This window comes from Exiguobacterium acetylicum, assembly GCF_019890935.1.
Classification (GTDB): Bacteria; Bacillota; Bacilli; order Exiguobacteriales; family Exiguobacteriaceae; genus Exiguobacterium_A; species Exiguobacterium_A abrahamii.
Genome location: NZ_CP082333.1, coordinates 1,922,472 through 1,938,580 on the forward strand (window position 1 = coordinate 1,922,472; position 16,109 = coordinate 1,938,580).

Genomic DNA, 16,109 nt, shown 5'->3' on the forward strand with positions numbered 1-16,109 from the left:
CTTAACAAAAAAAGAGACCCGCTGACATGATCGGGTCTCTAAAATTTCATAAGATCGTGTGGGCGATTTCTTGAGACAACATTTGTTTGATGTCGTTCTGTTCATTTAGAACAGCCACTTTTGGAACATGTGTCGCGATTTCTTCCGTCGATAGTTGCGCGTACGCCATGATGATGACCTCATCTCCGACTTGGAAATGGCGAGCTGCCGCACCATTCAAACAGATGACACCTGAACCGCGAGCACCTTTAATCGCATACGTTTCAATCCGTGCACCGTTCTGATTGTTCGTTACTTGGACTTTTTCATTTTCAAGAATCCCGACAGCATCGAGTAAATCTTCATCGATCGTAATCGAACCAACATAGTGTAAGTTTGCCTCGGTGACCCGGGCTTTGTGTAGTTTAGCGTGCATGAATGTGCGTAACATCGTCATGCTCCTCTCGTATATAGTAAATTATCGATCAAGCGTGCCGATGCAAACTGCACGGCGACAGCTAAGAGAATCGTCGTCGTTTGTTCCGTAACGGGTCCTAGTGATGGATAGTCGACAGCTTCGACGTAATCGATCGTCGTCCCTTCGAATTGAAGTGCTTCGCGCGTCCGATCGAGAACCGTTTCAACAGGCACCCCTTGATCGAGTGCTTGTTTCGCTTGTTGCAACGCCTGCTGGATTCCCGGTGCTTGCGCCCGCTCTGTTTCCGATAGATAGACATTACGTGACGATTTCGCTAGACCATTCGCTTCGCGAATGATCGGGCAACGGACGATCTCAACCGGAACAAAGTAATCAGCGACATACGCTTCAATCAATGCGAGCTGTTGTGCATCCTTTAAACCGAAATATGCACGGGTTGGACGGACGACGTTCAATAGTTTGCTGACGACCGTCAAGACTCCATCAAAATGTCCTGGTCGTGATGCGCCGCATAAGACATCATCACCAGAGCGGACCGTAACACGGGCCATATCCAGCGGATACATCGTCTCGTTCGTCGGATAGAACAGGTAATCGACCCCTTCTGCCTCCGCAATCTTCTGATCTCGTTCCGCGTCTCGTGGATAACGATCCAAATCTTCGTTTGGTCCGAATTGTGTCGGGTTGACGAAAATACTCAAGACGACGACATCATTGTCTTGTCGTGCTTGTTTGAGCAAGGAGGCATGCCCTTCATGCAAGAATCCCATCGTCGGTACAAAACCGATTGAACCGACTCCCGCTAAACATTCGCGTAACGTCTGGACGTCCTGGATGATTTTCATTCTTTAGTCCCTCCATAAAGCGCACCAATCAATTCTTCGTCCATCTGGAACGAATGTGCTAGTTCAGGGAAGGCACCGGCTTTGACGTCTTTGACGTAAGTAGCGATTGCTTCCGTTCCTGAAGTATTCCAATCCGTATACGCTTTAACGAACTTCGGTAAACGACCGACACCATACGTCAAGATGTCATGATAGACAAGTACTTGGCCGGCGACGTCTGCACCGGCACCGATGCCGATGACCGGAATCGAGAGGAGCTCTTGAATGCGTTTCGCGAGCGGATGCGGCACACATTCGAGGACGAGCATCTTCGCTCCGGCACGCTCTGCTTCCAAACTGTCTGCAATCAGTTGTTCGGCTGCTTCTAGTGATTTCCCCTGGACTTTAAATCCTTCAAGGACACCGACGGATTGTGGTGTTAATCCGAGATGCGCGACACAAGGCATCCCAGCGTCCGTCAAACGACGAATCGTCTTTAAAATCTCCCCTGCCCCTTCCAGCTTCAAGGCATCTGCCTGCGATTCTTGGAAGATACGCGCTGCTGATTCAAGCGTGCGATCAAATGAACCGTGATAGCTTGCGAACGGCATATCGACGATCATGAACGTCTGTGGTGCGCCGCGGCGTACCGCTCGCGCATGATGAACCATGTCGTCGACCGTGACAGCAATCGTTGAGTCATAGCCGAGGATGACGTTCCCGAGGGAATCGCCGACGAGCAACATATCAACTCCTGCTGCCTCTGATAGTTTTGCTGAAGGATAATCATACGCCGTCAACATGACGAGCTTCTCTCCAGCTTGTTGTTTTTTGAGTAATGGACTCATTGTGTGCATCGTGTTCTCTCCTTACGTGTGTAGGGAGGACAAAAGGAAAACGCCTTCTTCTCCAAAATAAATGCATGCGGAAAAGAAGGCGGAATAATTGAATATCGTCCTTCTGTCCCTGTCCGTTAAGATCAAGGCAGTTGAAACAGCTAAAACTGGCACCTGTCAATTCGGTATGGTTCCGGCAAGCGGATACCATCCGTGGCTTTATTATACATGACGGGAAAAGCTCTCTGCAAACCGTCTGATTCAAACCCTCATTCTTTTTCCCAGTAAATCAGCTCTGCCGAATGGAAACGGGTCTCCCCCGTTTCCGTCTCAATCCGAATCGTGCCCGTCTCGTCAATACCAAGCAATGTTCCGGAAGCGGTCATCTGACGTGTCCGTAGCGTCACTTGTTCATGTAAGCGATCTGCGAGTGTTTCCCACTCGGAGACGAAAGCTCCGAACCCTAGCTCGAGCCACTGTGTGTATAGTCGTTCAAATCGATTCAAAAAAGTCGCGACGACCTCCGCACGTCGGAAAGTTCTTCCTGATTCTCGGACGAGCGAGGTAGCACGATCTTTGATCCCTTCCGGAAACTGCTCGTGATGCACATTGATCCCGATGCCAATGATGACTGAACTGATTCGGTCCGCCTCGGTCTGCATTTCCGTCAAAATGCCTGCCACCTTACGACCGTTGATCAAGATATCGTTCGGCCATTTAATGGTAACCGGAACATCGAATGTCCGGAGAGACTGGGCAAGTGCAATACCTGCTACGAGCGTTAATTGACCTGCTTGGTGCATCGGTACATCCGGTCGGACGAGTAGACTCATTGCGATGCCTTCATTTTTCGCTTCATGCCACGTTCTCCCTAGCTGTCCGCGTCCATTCGTCTGGTGATCGCATACGACGAGTGTTCCTTCCTGCGCTTGCTGTTGCGCTTGCTCATGTGCAATCCGCTGCGTCGTGTCCAGTTCTTCGAAATGAAGGATGTGGCGACCAAGACGCGCTGTCGTTAACCATTGTTCAATGGCAATCGGCGTCAGCAAATCGCCTTCATCGACTAATTGATAGCCTTGTTTTTTATTCGAGATGATTTGGTATCCTTCTTCCTTTAAGGTTTGCATATGTTTCCAAATAGCGGTACGTGAAATATTTAATGTCTCTGCTAATTCCTGTCCGGAGTACCACGTCCGCTGACGAAGTGCGATCAAGATTTGTTCTCGGACTGAGTGCGCCATCGCTCTACCTCCCTCAGTAATGTCACGCGGTCGTTTGGGCAAGCACGCGTGACGACACTGTATTCCAAATGCAAAAGTGCTTCCTTGATCTGTTGTTTTTGAAGACCGAGGCGGATCATGTCTTTTCCGTCGACAGCGAGCTCTTTACGACTGCGAATCGGTAAGTCTGATCGATCTGGATAATCCGTTCCGGTCATTTCCCGAAGGATCATCAGTTCCTCGTCCGACAACTGATAACGATCCCAGTCTTGTAATGGTCGGTATAACAGAGGTGTTAAACGCGTTGCGAGCTGCACTTGATGTTTCGATCGTTTCCAGCGCGTCAATTGATCTTTCGCAAGACCGGCATCGAGTACGAGTGTCCAGACGGCATCTTTTGAGACACCCTGAAACGACTGCTGCGCGAGTCCTTTGACGATTTCTGAAGTCATACCGGGGAGGTAGCGTTCGATTCCTGTCCGGAGCATCGCCTGTAACGCCTGCTGTTTTCCAGGACCAAGTAAGAGCTTCTCGAACTCGATTGCGATCCGCTCAATCGCAACGGCCGCTAGATGCGGAGCGAGTTTAACGATTGCTTGTTCAGTTGCCTCGTCAAGCGAGAAATCCAGTTGGCTCATGAAGCGGAACGCCCGCATCATCCGAAGCGCATCTTCATTAAAACGTTCAGCTGGTTCGCCGACCGTCCGGATGATTCGCTCTTCAATGTCATGCGCTCCTCCGAACAGATCGACGCGACCCGTTGGTCTGAGTGCCATCGCGTTGATTGTAAAGTCACGCCGTGTTAAATCCTCTTCTAAACTAACGCCAAGCGTCACCGCATCCGGTCTCCGGCGATCGCTGTACGTTGCTTCTGAGCGGAACGTCGTGATCTCGTACGGCACGTGGTTAAGAACGACCGTCACGGTTCCATGCTCGAGTCCTGTCGGAATGACGACAGGGAATAAGTTGATGATCTGTTCCGGTAACATCGAGCTCGCTAAATCATAGTCTCCCGGTGTCCGATCGAGCAACATATCACGAACGGCACCACCGACGATATACGCTTCACCACCGGCCTCCTCGATTGTCTGGATGATATGATGTGCCCCTTCAAGCAAGTTCATGACGCGCACACACCCGTTCATAGACTTGTTCATAACGACGAACGATCTCATTCGAATCAAAACGTCGACGCGTGTCGCGAATGCCCTCTTCTGCCATCCGTTCCCGTAACATCGGATCATCTGCGAGTTCACCGATTCGTGCCGCAGCCATTTTGACATCGTAAGTTGGAACGATATATCCGGTGACACCGTCCTGTATGACTTCCGGTAAGCCACCTGCTGTCGAGACGACACTCGGGACCCCAATTGCCATCGCCTCAAGGACGACGAGCCCGAACGCTTCTTTTTCTGACAACAGGACATGAATATCACTAATGGCGAGCAATTGCGCGACGTGTTCCTGTTTACCGGCAAAGATCACTTTGTCGTAAATGCCGAGTTCCTTTGCGCGACGTCTCGTTTGTCCCATCTCTGGACCATCCCCGACGAGCAACAGACGCATCTTCCGGTCTTTCGCTGCAATAGCGAACGCTGCAAGCGTATCATCGATTCGTTTGACCGGTCGGAAGTTCGAGATATGAATGACGACGACTTCGTCTGCTTCGATGCCGTAATGCCGCTTTAAGCGTTCATCCCGCATCGGATAATAGACACTCTCATCAATCGAGTTCGCAATGACATCGATGTCGTAGTGTGCATTGAGCGTCGCATTCGTCTCAAGCGCTAGACTCTCGGAGACGGCCGTGACCGCGTCTGATCGTTCGATGCCGTACCGAATGGCCGGTTGCATCTCTAAGTCTTGCCCGATGACGGTGATGTCCGTTCCGTGTAACGTCGTCACGACGGCGACGCCTTTTTTCTTAGCCATGTTTCGCCCGAGATCTGCACAGACCGCGTGCGGAACGGCGTAATGGGCATGGATGACATCAAGATCAAATAAATCGATGATTTCTGCGACTTTTGACGCTAACGTAATGTCGTATGGTGGATATTTAAAAACGGAATACTGGTTGACTTCAACCAAGTGGACCGTGATGTTTGGCCGATATTCCGTCAGACGAAACGGCATGCTCGACGTAATGAAATGGACGTCATGGCCACGGTCCGCAAGTTTCATACCGAGTTCCGTCGCGACGACCCCACTCCCGCCGACGGATGGATAACAAAGAATCCCAATTGCTTTTTTCATGATAAAACCACACTCTCTTTATGACTTCTATTCGTCTCTATTCTAAGCAATATCAATCGGAATGACCATACTGATCACTTTTTGACTGATTTTCATAGGAAAAGCTAGTCTTTTTCCGACCGTGCCGTTACCCTAGAGAAAGAGTCTTGATTTGAAAGGAGCATACGGAAATGGCACCTCCATTCCAATTCCCGATTCGGATCCAGAACATCCTCTGGATTTTAGTCGGATCGTTCATCTTTGCTTTTGGTATTTATCATTTTAACGTTCAAAATGAGTTAGCAGAAGGCGGTTTCACCGGAATCACGCTGATTCTAAAAGGCCTGTTCGGGTTATCTCCATCGATCACGAACTTAGTATTGAATGTCCCACTTTTTTTCGTCAGTTATAAAATTCTTGGTCGGACGACCTTCGTCTACACGTTGATCGGTACATTCAGTTTTTCCTTCTGGTATGGATTGATTGCCAAATATTCACCACTCGTCATCGACCTGCGTGACGATATGGTGCTTGCGGCGCTCTTTGCCGGTGTATTCATCGGCGTTGGTCTTGGTATCATCTTCAACAATGGTGGTACGACTGGTGGCGTCGATATCATCGCGCGTTTGACGAAACGCTACTTCGGTTGGTCGATTGGTCGAACATTCTTGATCTTCGATTTCTTCGTCATCGTCGCATCCTTGACGTATCTCGACTACAAGCAAGCGATGTATACGTTACTTGCCGTATACGTCGGTGCCCGCGTTATCGATTGGATGCAAGAGGGCACGTATGCTGGTAAAGCAGCGATGATCATCAGTGATCACCGGACAGAGATTGCCGACGGTATTCATGCGACGATGAATCGTGGTACGACCCGTCTAATCGCAAAAGGCGGTTACTCCGGACGAGATCTCGAAGTATTGTACGTCGTCGTCGCTCGCAATGAAATCAACCGCTTGAAGACGCTCGTTAAAAGTGTCGACCAGCACGCCTTCATCACATTGCATGATGTCTATGAAGTAACGGGAGAAGGATTCACGTTCGACGAAAATCGAGTCCCGATCAAAGAAACGTAAAAAAAAACACGGATTGCTCGTTTGAGCGATCCGTGTTTTTCGTTTTAGTCATCACTTGACGGGTTGAAGACGAGCAGTGCGAGACGAAGGAACTCGGCGACAGCAACGAGTGTTGCTGCGACGTACGTCCAAGCCGCTGCGTTTAAGACACGACGTGAACCACGTTCTTCTTCGGCATCAATGATACCATGCTCCGTCAACTGCGACATCGCTCGATTCGAGGCATCAAACTCAACCGGTAACGTGACGAGTTGGAAGATGACGGCACCGAGCATCAAGACGACACCAAGCATCGCAAGACCACTGAAACCGGCAAATAGACCAATCAACAACAGTGGGAACGATAAGTTCGACGTAATCGACGCGACAGGTGCGATCCGGTGACGGACACGCATCATATTGTAATCCGTCGCATCTTGAATGACGTGACCGATTTCGTGCGCTGCAATCGAAACGGCTGAGACCGTCGAACCGTAATAGACGTCTTCCGACAAACGAACGACTTTGTTCGTCGGGTCATAATGGTCGGACATCGTTCCACCGATCGGCTCGAGACGGACGTTCGTGATCCCGTTCTGCTTCATGATGAAGTCTGCGACCTGTGCCCCTGTCACCCCACTCTGAATCGGAACATCTTGATATTTTTTATAGGTGCTCCGCACCCGCATCTGAGCCCAGATCGGGACGATGATGATGATCGCGAGATAGATCAAATAGTTTGCCACGAGACATCGTTCCTTTCTTTTTTTGATTATAGGTCTATTTTATGTTCAAGTGATCTTATTGTCAATTGAATCGCGCGCGACGAGCAGATATCCCATCAAAAGACATAATCCGGTCAACCAGAAGGAGCCGTAGCCGATCCACTGGATATGCTCCGCAAGCGCTGGGTAACGCGGCCACTGTCCAAGGACGTAATCGACGACATCGTTGTGAATGACCCAGATGGCGACGAGGACGAGTTCCTTGACGCGAAACGTCATCAGCGGACTGTATAACAACGCCTGGAACGCCATCGCTCCATGCGATACCATCAACATCAGTGCCATCGCCGTTAAGAACGAATCCTCCGTTCCGAGTTGATTCAACATCAACGCATTCATGACGACTGCCCAGACGCCATATTTAATCAATGTCACGAACGCGAGCGCTTCAAATAGTCGGGAACGTCGTCCGAAAATCCAGAGAAAGACAATAATCGTAAAGAAGAGGGATGCTGTCGGGCTATCCGGAATGAACGGATAGTAATACCACTTCGACGTCGAAAGTTGTGGTTCATACCAGTAATAACCGTATAAAGTACCTGCTAAGTTGATTAAACCAACGATCCAGAGTACTGCTTTATGTCGGAGTAATGTCAAAATACCTTGCAATCGTTTCACCTCATCATCGACAAAAGCCGGAGGATTGCTCCCCCGGCTTTTGGCTTATTTATTGTTTTCGCCGCCTTCACCGTATGAAGCGATGAATTTCGCGAGTTCTTTATGATCGGCATCTGATCCTTTGAACTGACCAGCAGGCATCGAACCGATACCTTTGACTGCGATATCATAAATTTCTTTTTCTGTCTTTTTCGTACCAACGAGTGCCGGAGCTGCTGCGCCACCCTCGAGGTTCTTACCGTGACAGTTGACACATGACTGATTCGAATAAATTTCAAATCCTTTAGCCGATGTATCAATTTTTGGTCCTTCGTTCATCGTCAATTCACCTTGTTTATGGATTGTATCCCAGTGAGTCGTTTGAACAGATTCCCAAGTCAAGAAGACGATCGAGACGACTGCGAGGAGCATCATGCTGACTGCGATCGGACGTTTCGCAGGACGACGTTCAAGACCTTGGTCGAGCCATGGCGCGACGAGAAGTGCTGTGAACGCAAGACCTGGGAGGATGACCGTTCCCATCAAGATGTATGGACCTGCAGCGAATTGGTATTTCAAGAGCTGATAGAGGAATAGGAAGTACCAGTCCGGAAGTGGAATGTACGACGTATTCGTCGGATCGGCAATGTTTTGAAGTGGTGCTGCTTCTACGATTGTCAATGTCATGAAGCCGATCAAGAAGACCGCTCCAACCATCCATTCGCGAAGTAAGAAGTTTGGCCAGAACGCTTCCGTTCGACCTGGATATTCCGAGTAGTCTTTCGACTTGTTCGGCATCCGGTTGTTGATCGACACCCGTGAATCGGTGACGAATTTCATTCCTTTACCACGATGCATCGTGTTCTCCCCCTTTTTTGTTGTCTAGATGATAGTCGGTTTAAAGTGGTCCAGAGATCCCTTGTTTACGGATCATCATGAAGTGGGCCCCGAGCAAGACGAACAATGCTGCAGGAAGGAAGAAGACGTGAATCGCAAAGAATCGAGCGATTGTACTTGCGCCGACGATTTCTCCACCCGCAAGGAGGGTCTTCGCGATACCACCGATGACCGGAATACTTTCAGCAATCTGAATCGTAACTTTTGTCGCGAACAACGCTTTCATGTCCCAAGGCAATAGGTATCCTGTCAGACCGAGAGCTAAGACGACGAAGAACAAGAGAACTCCGACGACCCAGTTCAATTCACGTGGTTTCTTGTATGAACCAGTGAAGAACACACGTAATGTATGTAGGAACAACATTACGATAACGACCGACGCACCCCAGTGGTGCATACCACGAACGATTTGTCCGTGTGCGACTTCATTTTGAAGATAGTAGACGGACGCGTGTGCGTTGATGATGTCCGGTACGTAATACATCGTCAAGAACATCCCCGAAAGAATCTGGATGACGATCGTAAAGAACGTCAATCCGCCAAAACAATAAACGAAAGCTGAAAAGTTATGTGCCGGGTTGACGTGCTCCGGTACTTCATGATCGGCGATATCTCGCCAAAGCGGCGTAATGTCAACGCGCTCATCGATCCAATCATAGATTTTTTGCATCATCGCTTACGCACCTCTTTCGACTGGTTTACCAAGGTAGAGGTAACCATCTTTCTGTTGCATTTCATACTCATCGAGTGGTTTCGTCGGAGGCGTACCAGGTACGTTCGTGCCATCCTTCGTATACCGTCCGAAGTGACATGGGCAATAGAATTGCTCCGGGTGCGTCGGATCTGCGCCGAAGCTGACTTGGCAACCTAAGTGTTTACAAATTGGTGAGAGGGCTAAAATTTCTCCCTTATCATCTTTGAACACCCAAGCAGACAATGTTTCTTCGAACTCATACCACGCATCTTGCGTTTGTTTCTTGAAGTCGACCCGTTTTGGTTCTGTCGTGATATCCGACAACTTCATTACTTTTACTTTATCGCCTGCTCCTGATTTCTTCAGGACTGGATCAACTGCGAAGTTGACCATCGGCATGACCATTGTCGCAGCCATGAAACCGCCGACGCCTGTCAATGTATACGTCAAGAACTGACGACGTGTTACGTTAGACCCGTTTTGAGCCATCTCGATCCCCCCTTGTGATGTACGCTGTGCCCCAAGACGACAGTACTTCACACAAATTTCTCACATGGTAATAGTATCTTAATAAAATCATTGCGTCAACCGCTTCATAGCGCGGTCCAACGGTTTCCTAACTGTTCGAGAACTTGTCCTACAAAATTCCCGACCATCTGACCTTGTTGGTCACGACTCATCGTCTCAAGAGCTAGACGTGGCACGTAGATAATCTCTTCGGCGGCAGTCTCCTTCCACCTTAAATCAGCCGTGATGAAGGTGATGAAACGGAATTGCCCGGAAGCAGCCGCTTGACGCCATCCTTCCAACTGTTCGATCGACGGTGCATCGATGTAGGTCAGAGCAGGAACAAGCAACGCCCGTCCGGATAGCTGGCGTTCGACTTCGGACGCCACCGTCAATGTCATGTCTGCGCATTCCGCGTAAGCATGCATCGCCTCATCGAAACCGACCGGAAGCAAAGGCACGATCAGCGTATCGATGTACGCTTGCTCGCTTCGTGTCCGCTGTACGTCGGATGGTTTGAAACGCAAGTCATTTCCCCCTTTCTTCGTACTTACAATTCGTCACATTTAATGTATCATATCCGCATTTCCTCCTACTCTCTTAATGTGAACGTTTTATGAAATTCCACTCTATTTTTCTTCATATTTTGCACAAATCTTCACATACGAAAGGACCCTACTGCCTGTGCTGGGCAATAGAGTCCTTTTGTTAAGGAAGTTGACTTCGAACGAGCCGTAACTGTTCAGAAAGAGAGTGGAAGCGATGTTGATCGCGTGCATCCAGTGCTTCATCAATCAAGCGGACTAAACGTTCTTCTTCCTGCCGATTGACCGTGACCGCGATGAAATGTGTCGCTTCATCCGCTAAGCGCGGTTCAACAGCAACTTCTGGGCGAAACGGGTTTTCTTCGAGTAATGACAAATACTCGTCATCCATCATCATACCTTGGAAGTTCAACTCGATATAGATATCTTCCGAGGTCAGGCGGATGTCATGATACGCTTTTTCTGGATCTAACGTCGTGACATCCCCTTTTTTGAAGAGAAACGGTTCCGCATCGAATCCGTATGTCGTCATGATGATTGCCTTCGGAGCGAATGTTGCATTTTGGACGAAGTGTACTTGCTCGAGTTTTGCCTCATTACGCAGCCAATAATCGATGATCCATTTCGCTTCCCGTCGCTTTAACGTGTAATAGGTTAAGATGCGGCGTAAGAATCGCTGCTTTCTCTCTATCATCTCAATCCTACTCCCTTCTCCCGTGAAGTCATCCATCCATTCGTTCAACATAGTCGACGAGTTCGTTATCTTCTGGTGTCAACTTAGCAGCGCGACGGAGAAGACGTTGTCCCTCTTCACGCCGTCCTTCCTCGACGAGTGCGAATCCATACTCTTTCAAGAAGAGCGCATCTTCTGTGAATGCACCTTCGACTATCGCATAATTCTCCATCGCTTGAGTGTATTCCTCTAAGGCATACAAAGCGCGTGCCCGGTACCATGTTAGAATCGGAGCCGTGACGTGTTCTTCGATGGCAGAGATCGTCTCGATCATCGCTTCGTGGTCCTCGTCTTCCGCAAGTAACGAGAGCAAACGTTCCGCTGCGACGATTGATTCCGGATTCAAGGCAAGCGCCTCACGCAGCGCTTGGACGCTTCCAGCGCGATCGCCGAGTTTTAGAAGGAACAAGGCTTCCATCGTCCGCAACTCATCATTGTAATCGTCGCGCTCCATTCCTTGTTTGATGACGTTCAGCGCTTCTTTTGTCAAACCAAGTTCGGCTTGGCTTTCCGCGTATGGTACGTACGCCGACGTATAGTCCGGATCCTGTGCAATCAATTGCTGGAATGTCTCGACCGCTTTTTGGTGTTGACCGACACGGTGAGCCGTCATCGCAAGACCAAACAAGGTATGCAAGTCGGAGCGTTCTGCGACAGCACGTTCGTACAGTGGAATCGCATCTTCAAATTGTCCTGTCATCGCGAGTGATTCCGCGTAAAGGGCATCGAGCGGCAATTCAGCACGTAACTCTGGTCGCTCCGCGATTTCGGCGAATAACGGTACCGCCTGATCAAACGCACCGAGCGTCATGTAGAGCTCAGCCAAACCGTATGCCAGTAACGGTTCGTCCGGTGCAAGATTACGCGCTTCCTTCAGCTTCGCTAACGCTACTTCGTCAAGACCTTGCGACTGATAGAGGTCAGCGAGTAATACGAGAGAACGTGGACCATATTCCGTGTCCGTTGTGTCGACCTGCTCGAGGACGGAGATCGCTTCTTCTTCGCGATCCAAATCGATATAACACTCTGCTAGTAACAAGGCGACTCCCGCATTACCCGCATATTCGACGTAAAGTGGCGCCAAGAGATCGACCGCCCGGTCAGACAATCCGAGTTCGATATACAGATCGGCAACGGCGAGGCGGTCCTCATCCGTTCCTGTCTTTTCGAGTTTTTCTAATGCTGCTAACGCTTCTGAGGTGTGACCATGTTCCAATTCTTCGATGATGCCATTCAATAGTTGTTCATTCAAGGCAAACGCCCCACTTTCTGTCATCCGCCTATTGCTTACTTAGATTGGTCGGATTGAAGTTTCTTTAAATCATCATAGAACGTTGGGTAGCTGACTTCAACTACTTCGCGTCCATGAACCATAATTTCTGGATTGATCGTCGCCGCGATCGTCAACATCATCGCGAGCCGGTGATCACCTGCACTGTCGACTTCCGCTGCTTGCAAAGGTGTCGGTCCTTCGATGATCATGCCGTCATCCGTTGCCTCGATGTTCGCTCCAAGGCGCTGTAATGCCGTCACGACTGTGTCGATCCGGTCCGTTTCCTTGACACGAAGCTCTTGTGCATCGCGAATGATCGTTCGTCCTTCCGCTTGCGTCGCAAGCAAAGCGAGTAGCGGGATCTCATCAATCAAGGATGGAATCTGGTCACCTTCGACCGTGATTGATTGTAACGATGTCGTCTCGACGGTCACATCTGCCGTCTCCTCTCCACCGTCTTCTGAGCGATGATTGATTTCGACACTTGCACCCATCTGGCGTAACGTCTGTAAAAAACCAATCCGTGTCGGATTCATCAAGACGTGGGTCGTCGTGATGCGACTATCCTGCCCGATTGCTGCTGCCGTCCACCAAAACGCTGCTGACGATGGATCGCCTGGAATGTCGAGTGACGTTGCTTGTAAGCGTACAGGACCTTGAACACGAATGTGCCGACCATCCTCGCGTTCATCAATCGCTACGTCAACACCGAACTGCGGCAACATCCGTTCCGTATGGTCGCGTGACAGGATCGGCTCGATGACTGTCGTCTCACCCGTCGCATGCAGACCTGCGAGCAACACGGCACTTTTCACTTGTGCACTTGCGACTGGCAACGTATACGTCGTTCCGACAAGCGGCGTTCCTGTGATGTGAAGCGGCGCCGTCTCACCTGTGATGTTCGCTCCGAATAAGGCAAGCGGTTCCGTGATTCGTTTCATTGGACGTCTGCGCAAGGAAGCGTCGCCATCGAGCGCATATGTCGCTTGACCGCCTGCTAGGATACCGCTCAAGAGACGAATCGTCGTCCCCGAGTTTCCACAATCGATCGTCGCTTCTTGGAACGTATCCGTTCCGGTGATCCGAATTTCCTCTGATGTTCGATCGATTTGTGCACCGAGCGCCTGCATCGCTTCTAGTGAAGCAAGACAATCGGCTCCTTCAAGTGCGTTTCTGACACGTGTCGTTCCCTCGGCGATTCCGCCGAACAGGAAAGCACGATGCGTCATTGATTTATCGCCAGGTACTTGTACTGTTCCTCTTAAGCCCATTCTAGACACCTCACTGTTTGATTGAATGCTTGACGCAATCGTTCTTCGCTGATCGCTTCTAAAATGAAGCGTCCTTCTTTTTCAAGGACGAATCGAATCGTTGCTTGGTGGTTCTTCTTGTCGCGACGCATCAGTTCAAGGTAGGTCTTAAACGATTGTCGATCCGGTAATTCCGTTCCAAGACGATGGAGCAATTGCCCGAGTTGCTTCGCCTGTCCGTCATTTCCTTCTAAGAACTTGACGAAGACGAGTCCGATCCCTACGGCCTCGCCATGCGACAGACCAGGACTCGCATATTCAACGGCATGACCGAATGTATGTCCATAATTCAGAAAGGCACGCATCCCTTGCTCCGTCTCATCTTGTTCGACGATATCCCGTTTCACATTGATCCCCCGTGCGAGCCAGTCTTCTAAGTCGAGTCCTTTGACAGCATCCAGCGAAATATCGAGTAGCGAATCCGCAAATGATGGTCGTGAAAGGAACCCATGCTTGACTAACTCAAAGAAGCCACTTCGCCATTCCCGGTCTGGTAATGTCTGAAGGAGCGTTAAATCATATACGACACCACTTGGCTGATAAAATGCACCGACTAAGTTTTTACCGAGGGAGAGGTTGAGACCAACCTTTCCACCAACACTTGAATCGTGCGCTAACAGTGTCGTCGGAATTTGAAGGAACGGGATGCCGCGCAAAAAGGTTGCCGCGACGAATCCCGCTAAATCACCAATCATTCCACCACCGAACGCAAGGATCAGACTATGACGTGTCATCCCATACCGAACCCCTTCTTCGAGTAGAGCGCCATAAACGGCAAGCGACTTACTGTTCTCCCCAGGCGCAACGGTGCTGATATGAACATCGATCGACGGCGATACATCCGCTAATGCAGCCTGCAATCGATCCATTTGCAAGTGATGTACCGTTTCATCCGTGATGACCCAGATGCGGTCCGCCTCGTTCAGCGCTGAAAGATGCGATAACCGGGCTAATGCCCCATTTCCGATAAGTACTGGATATGACGTGTTCAACCGGATATCAAATTCGATCAAAACGTCCGAACCTCCTCTTTGTAAGCAGCGACGGCTGCCTGAAGACGATCGAGTGTCGATGTCCCGAACATTTCAAGGATAGCGACCGCAATCTCAAATGCGACGACGGCTTCTAGAACAACCGATGCGGCCGGAACGGCACAGGCATCACTTCGCTCGATTTGTGCCGTGAATGCTTCCTTCGTCTCGATATCGACTGATTGCAGTGGACGATAGAGCGTCGGAATCGGCTTCATTGCAATTTGGACGCGAATCGGCATGCCTGTCGACATCCCGCCTTCGATTCCACCTAGATGGTTCGTCCGCCGATGATAGCCGGATGCATCATGGACGATTTCATCTTGGACAGTACTCCCCTTGCGACGACCAAGTTCATATCCGTCACCAAAACCGACTGATTTCATCGCATTGACGCTGATGACAGCTTGCGCAATCCGGCTGTCGAGCTTTAGATCGTTTTGGGTGAAGGACCCGACGCCTGGCATCATGCCTGTCACGACGACTTCGATTTCACCGCCGAGTGTATCCCCTTCTTTTTTGGCCGCATCAATTTCATCCATCATCCGTTGTCCTGCTTGTTCGTCAGCACATCGAACGGGTGAAGCGTCAATCGTTTCCTGATGTTCGACGGGATCCTTCCACGGTGCATCGATGCCACCGATCGATCGTACGTGCGAGAACACTTCAATCCCGAGTTCATTTAGTAATTGTTTAGCGAAGGCGCCGACGGCAACACGTGCTGCCGTCTCACGAGCGGAAGAACGTTCTAGTACATCGCGTAAATCGCGATGACCGTACTTCAATCCACCAACGAGATCCGCATGTCCAGGACGTGGACGCGTCAACGTCCGCGGGCGCTCCAACTGTTCTTCGAGCGGTTCCGCTTGCATGACTTGTGTCCAGTGCGTATGATCCTTATTCTCGATGAACAAACTGATTGGTGATCCCGTCGTATATCCATGACGGATCCCGCCACGTGCATCGATTTGATCTTGTTCGATTTGCATGCGTCGTCCGCGTCCGTATCCGCCTTGGCGACGTGTCATTTCACGCTGGATGGCTTCAAAATCAATCGTGAGTCCTGCTGGCATCCCATCGATGATGACGGTCAACCCTTTTCCGTGTGATTCTCCTGCTGTCATGTAACGCATTCGCTTCATCCCTTCC

18 protein-coding genes are annotated in these 16,109 nt (G+C 50.0%); 1 reads left to right on the plus strand and 17 read right to left on the minus strand.

All coding sequences use genetic code 11. The annotated features are described in order from the left end of the window. Window positions 1-46: 46 nt before the first annotated feature. From panD to bshA, 6 genes are all read right to left on the minus strand, one after another. A complete protein-coding gene (gene panD / locus K7G97_RS10105) occupies window positions 47-430 on the minus strand; it encodes an aspartate 1-decarboxylase (RefSeq protein WP_029341994.1) in 384 nt (127 codons plus the stop codon). Between the two features lie 2 nt (window positions 431-432). Beyond that, a complete protein-coding gene (gene panC / locus K7G97_RS10110) occupies window positions 433-1,263 on the minus strand; it encodes a pantoate--beta-alanine ligase (RefSeq protein WP_223040512.1) in 831 nt (276 codons plus the stop codon). Further along, complete coding sequence (panB, locus tag K7G97_RS10115) at window positions 1,260-2,099, minus strand: 3-methyl-2-oxobutanoate hydroxymethyltransferase (RefSeq protein ID WP_223040513.1); 840 nt, start codon at window positions 2,097-2,099, stop codon at window positions 1,260-1,262. The genes panC and panB overlap by 4 nt, the downstream gene beginning before the upstream one ends. A 248-nt stretch (window positions 2,100-2,347) precedes the next feature. Beyond that, complete coding sequence (locus K7G97_RS10120; RefSeq protein WP_223040514.1) at window positions 2,348-3,319, minus strand: biotin--[acetyl-CoA-carboxylase] ligase; 972 nt, start codon at window positions 3,317-3,319, stop codon at window positions 2,348-2,350. Further along, window positions 3,289-4,422, minus strand: a complete 1,134-nt coding sequence (locus tag K7G97_RS10125; protein WP_262415735.1) for a CCA tRNA nucleotidyltransferase — start codon at window positions 4,420-4,422, stop codon at window positions 3,289-3,291. Before K7G97_RS10125 ends, K7G97_RS10120 begins: the two co-directional genes overlap by 31 nt. Beyond that, window positions 4,409-5,551, minus strand: coding sequence for an N-acetyl-alpha-D-glucosaminyl L-malate synthase BshA (gene bshA, locus K7G97_RS10130; protein ID WP_195864814.1), 1,143 nt, complete (start codon window positions 5,549-5,551; stop codon window positions 4,409-4,411). Before bshA ends, K7G97_RS10125 begins: the two co-directional genes overlap by 14 nt. 170 nt (window positions 5,552-5,721) lie before the next feature. Here bshA and K7G97_RS10135 point away from each other — a divergent pair, with 170 nt between their 5' ends. Further along, window positions 5,722-6,609, plus strand: coding sequence for a YitT family protein (locus tag K7G97_RS10135; RefSeq protein ID WP_035396836.1), 888 nt, complete (start codon window positions 5,722-5,724; stop codon window positions 6,607-6,609). A gap of 44 nt (window positions 6,610-6,653) precedes the next feature. Here the strand turns inward: K7G97_RS10135 and K7G97_RS10140 are convergent, their stop codons facing one another. From K7G97_RS10140 to aroC, 11 genes are all read right to left on the minus strand, one after another. Continuing rightward, window positions 6,654-7,334: a zinc metallopeptidase gene (locus K7G97_RS10140; RefSeq protein WP_223040515.1), complete on the minus strand. Its 681-nt coding sequence runs from the start codon at window positions 7,332-7,334 to the stop codon at window positions 6,654-6,656. Window positions 7,335-7,379: 45 nt separating this feature from the next. Next, the gene (locus K7G97_RS10145; RefSeq protein WP_262415736.1) at window positions 7,380-7,991 is read right to left on the minus strand and encodes a DUF1405 domain-containing protein; all 612 of its coding nucleotides are present in this window, start codon (window positions 7,989-7,991) and stop codon (window positions 7,380-7,382) included. A gap of 45 nt (window positions 7,992-8,036) precedes the next feature. After that, entirely contained in the window at window positions 8,037-8,828 is a 792-nt protein-coding gene (locus tag K7G97_RS10150) for a menaquinol-cytochrome c reductase cytochrome b/c subunit (protein ID WP_055968607.1), read from the minus strand. Between the two features lie 40 nt (window positions 8,829-8,868). Beyond that, entirely contained in the window at window positions 8,869-9,540 is a 672-nt protein-coding gene (gene qcrB / locus K7G97_RS10155) for a menaquinol-cytochrome c reductase cytochrome b subunit (protein WP_012370658.1), read from the minus strand. Window positions 9,541-9,543: 3 nt separating this feature from the next. Beyond that, window positions 9,544-10,050, minus strand: a complete 507-nt coding sequence (locus tag K7G97_RS10160) for a ubiquinol-cytochrome c reductase iron-sulfur subunit (RefSeq protein WP_035396830.1) — start codon at window positions 10,048-10,050, stop codon at window positions 9,544-9,546. A 104-nt stretch (window positions 10,051-10,154) separates the two neighbouring features. Next, complete coding sequence (locus K7G97_RS10165) at window positions 10,155-10,595, minus strand: DUF2487 family protein (protein ID WP_023468632.1); 441 nt, start codon at window positions 10,593-10,595, stop codon at window positions 10,155-10,157. A 181-nt stretch (window positions 10,596-10,776) separates the two neighbouring features. After that, window positions 10,777-11,307 carry a ReoY family proteolytic degradation factor gene (locus tag K7G97_RS10170; protein ID WP_029342003.1) on the minus strand — a complete coding sequence of 177 codons (531 nt, stop codon included), beginning with the start codon at window positions 11,305-11,307 and terminating at the stop codon, window positions 10,777-10,779. 28 nt (window positions 11,308-11,335) lie between these two features. Next, the gene (locus K7G97_RS10175) at window positions 11,336-12,598 is read right to left on the minus strand and encodes a tetratricopeptide repeat protein (RefSeq protein ID WP_223040516.1); all 1,263 of its coding nucleotides are present in this window, start codon (window positions 12,596-12,598) and stop codon (window positions 11,336-11,338) included. A gap of 35 nt (window positions 12,599-12,633) precedes the next feature. Beyond that, window positions 12,634-13,890: a 3-phosphoshikimate 1-carboxyvinyltransferase gene (gene aroA / locus K7G97_RS10180; RefSeq protein WP_223040517.1), complete on the minus strand. Its 1,257-nt coding sequence runs from the start codon at window positions 13,888-13,890 to the stop codon at window positions 12,634-12,636. Continuing rightward, window positions 13,881-14,942 carry a 3-dehydroquinate synthase gene (gene aroB / locus K7G97_RS10185; RefSeq protein WP_223040518.1) on the minus strand — a complete coding sequence of 354 codons (1,062 nt, stop codon included), beginning with the start codon at window positions 14,940-14,942 and terminating at the stop codon, window positions 13,881-13,883. Before aroB ends, aroA begins: the two co-directional genes overlap by 10 nt. Beyond that, window positions 14,939-16,093, minus strand: a complete 1,155-nt coding sequence (gene aroC, locus K7G97_RS10190) for a chorismate synthase (protein WP_223040519.1) — start codon at window positions 16,091-16,093, stop codon at window positions 14,939-14,941. The genes aroB and aroC overlap by 4 nt, the downstream gene beginning before the upstream one ends. Between the last annotated feature and the right edge of the window lie 16 nt (window positions 16,094-16,109).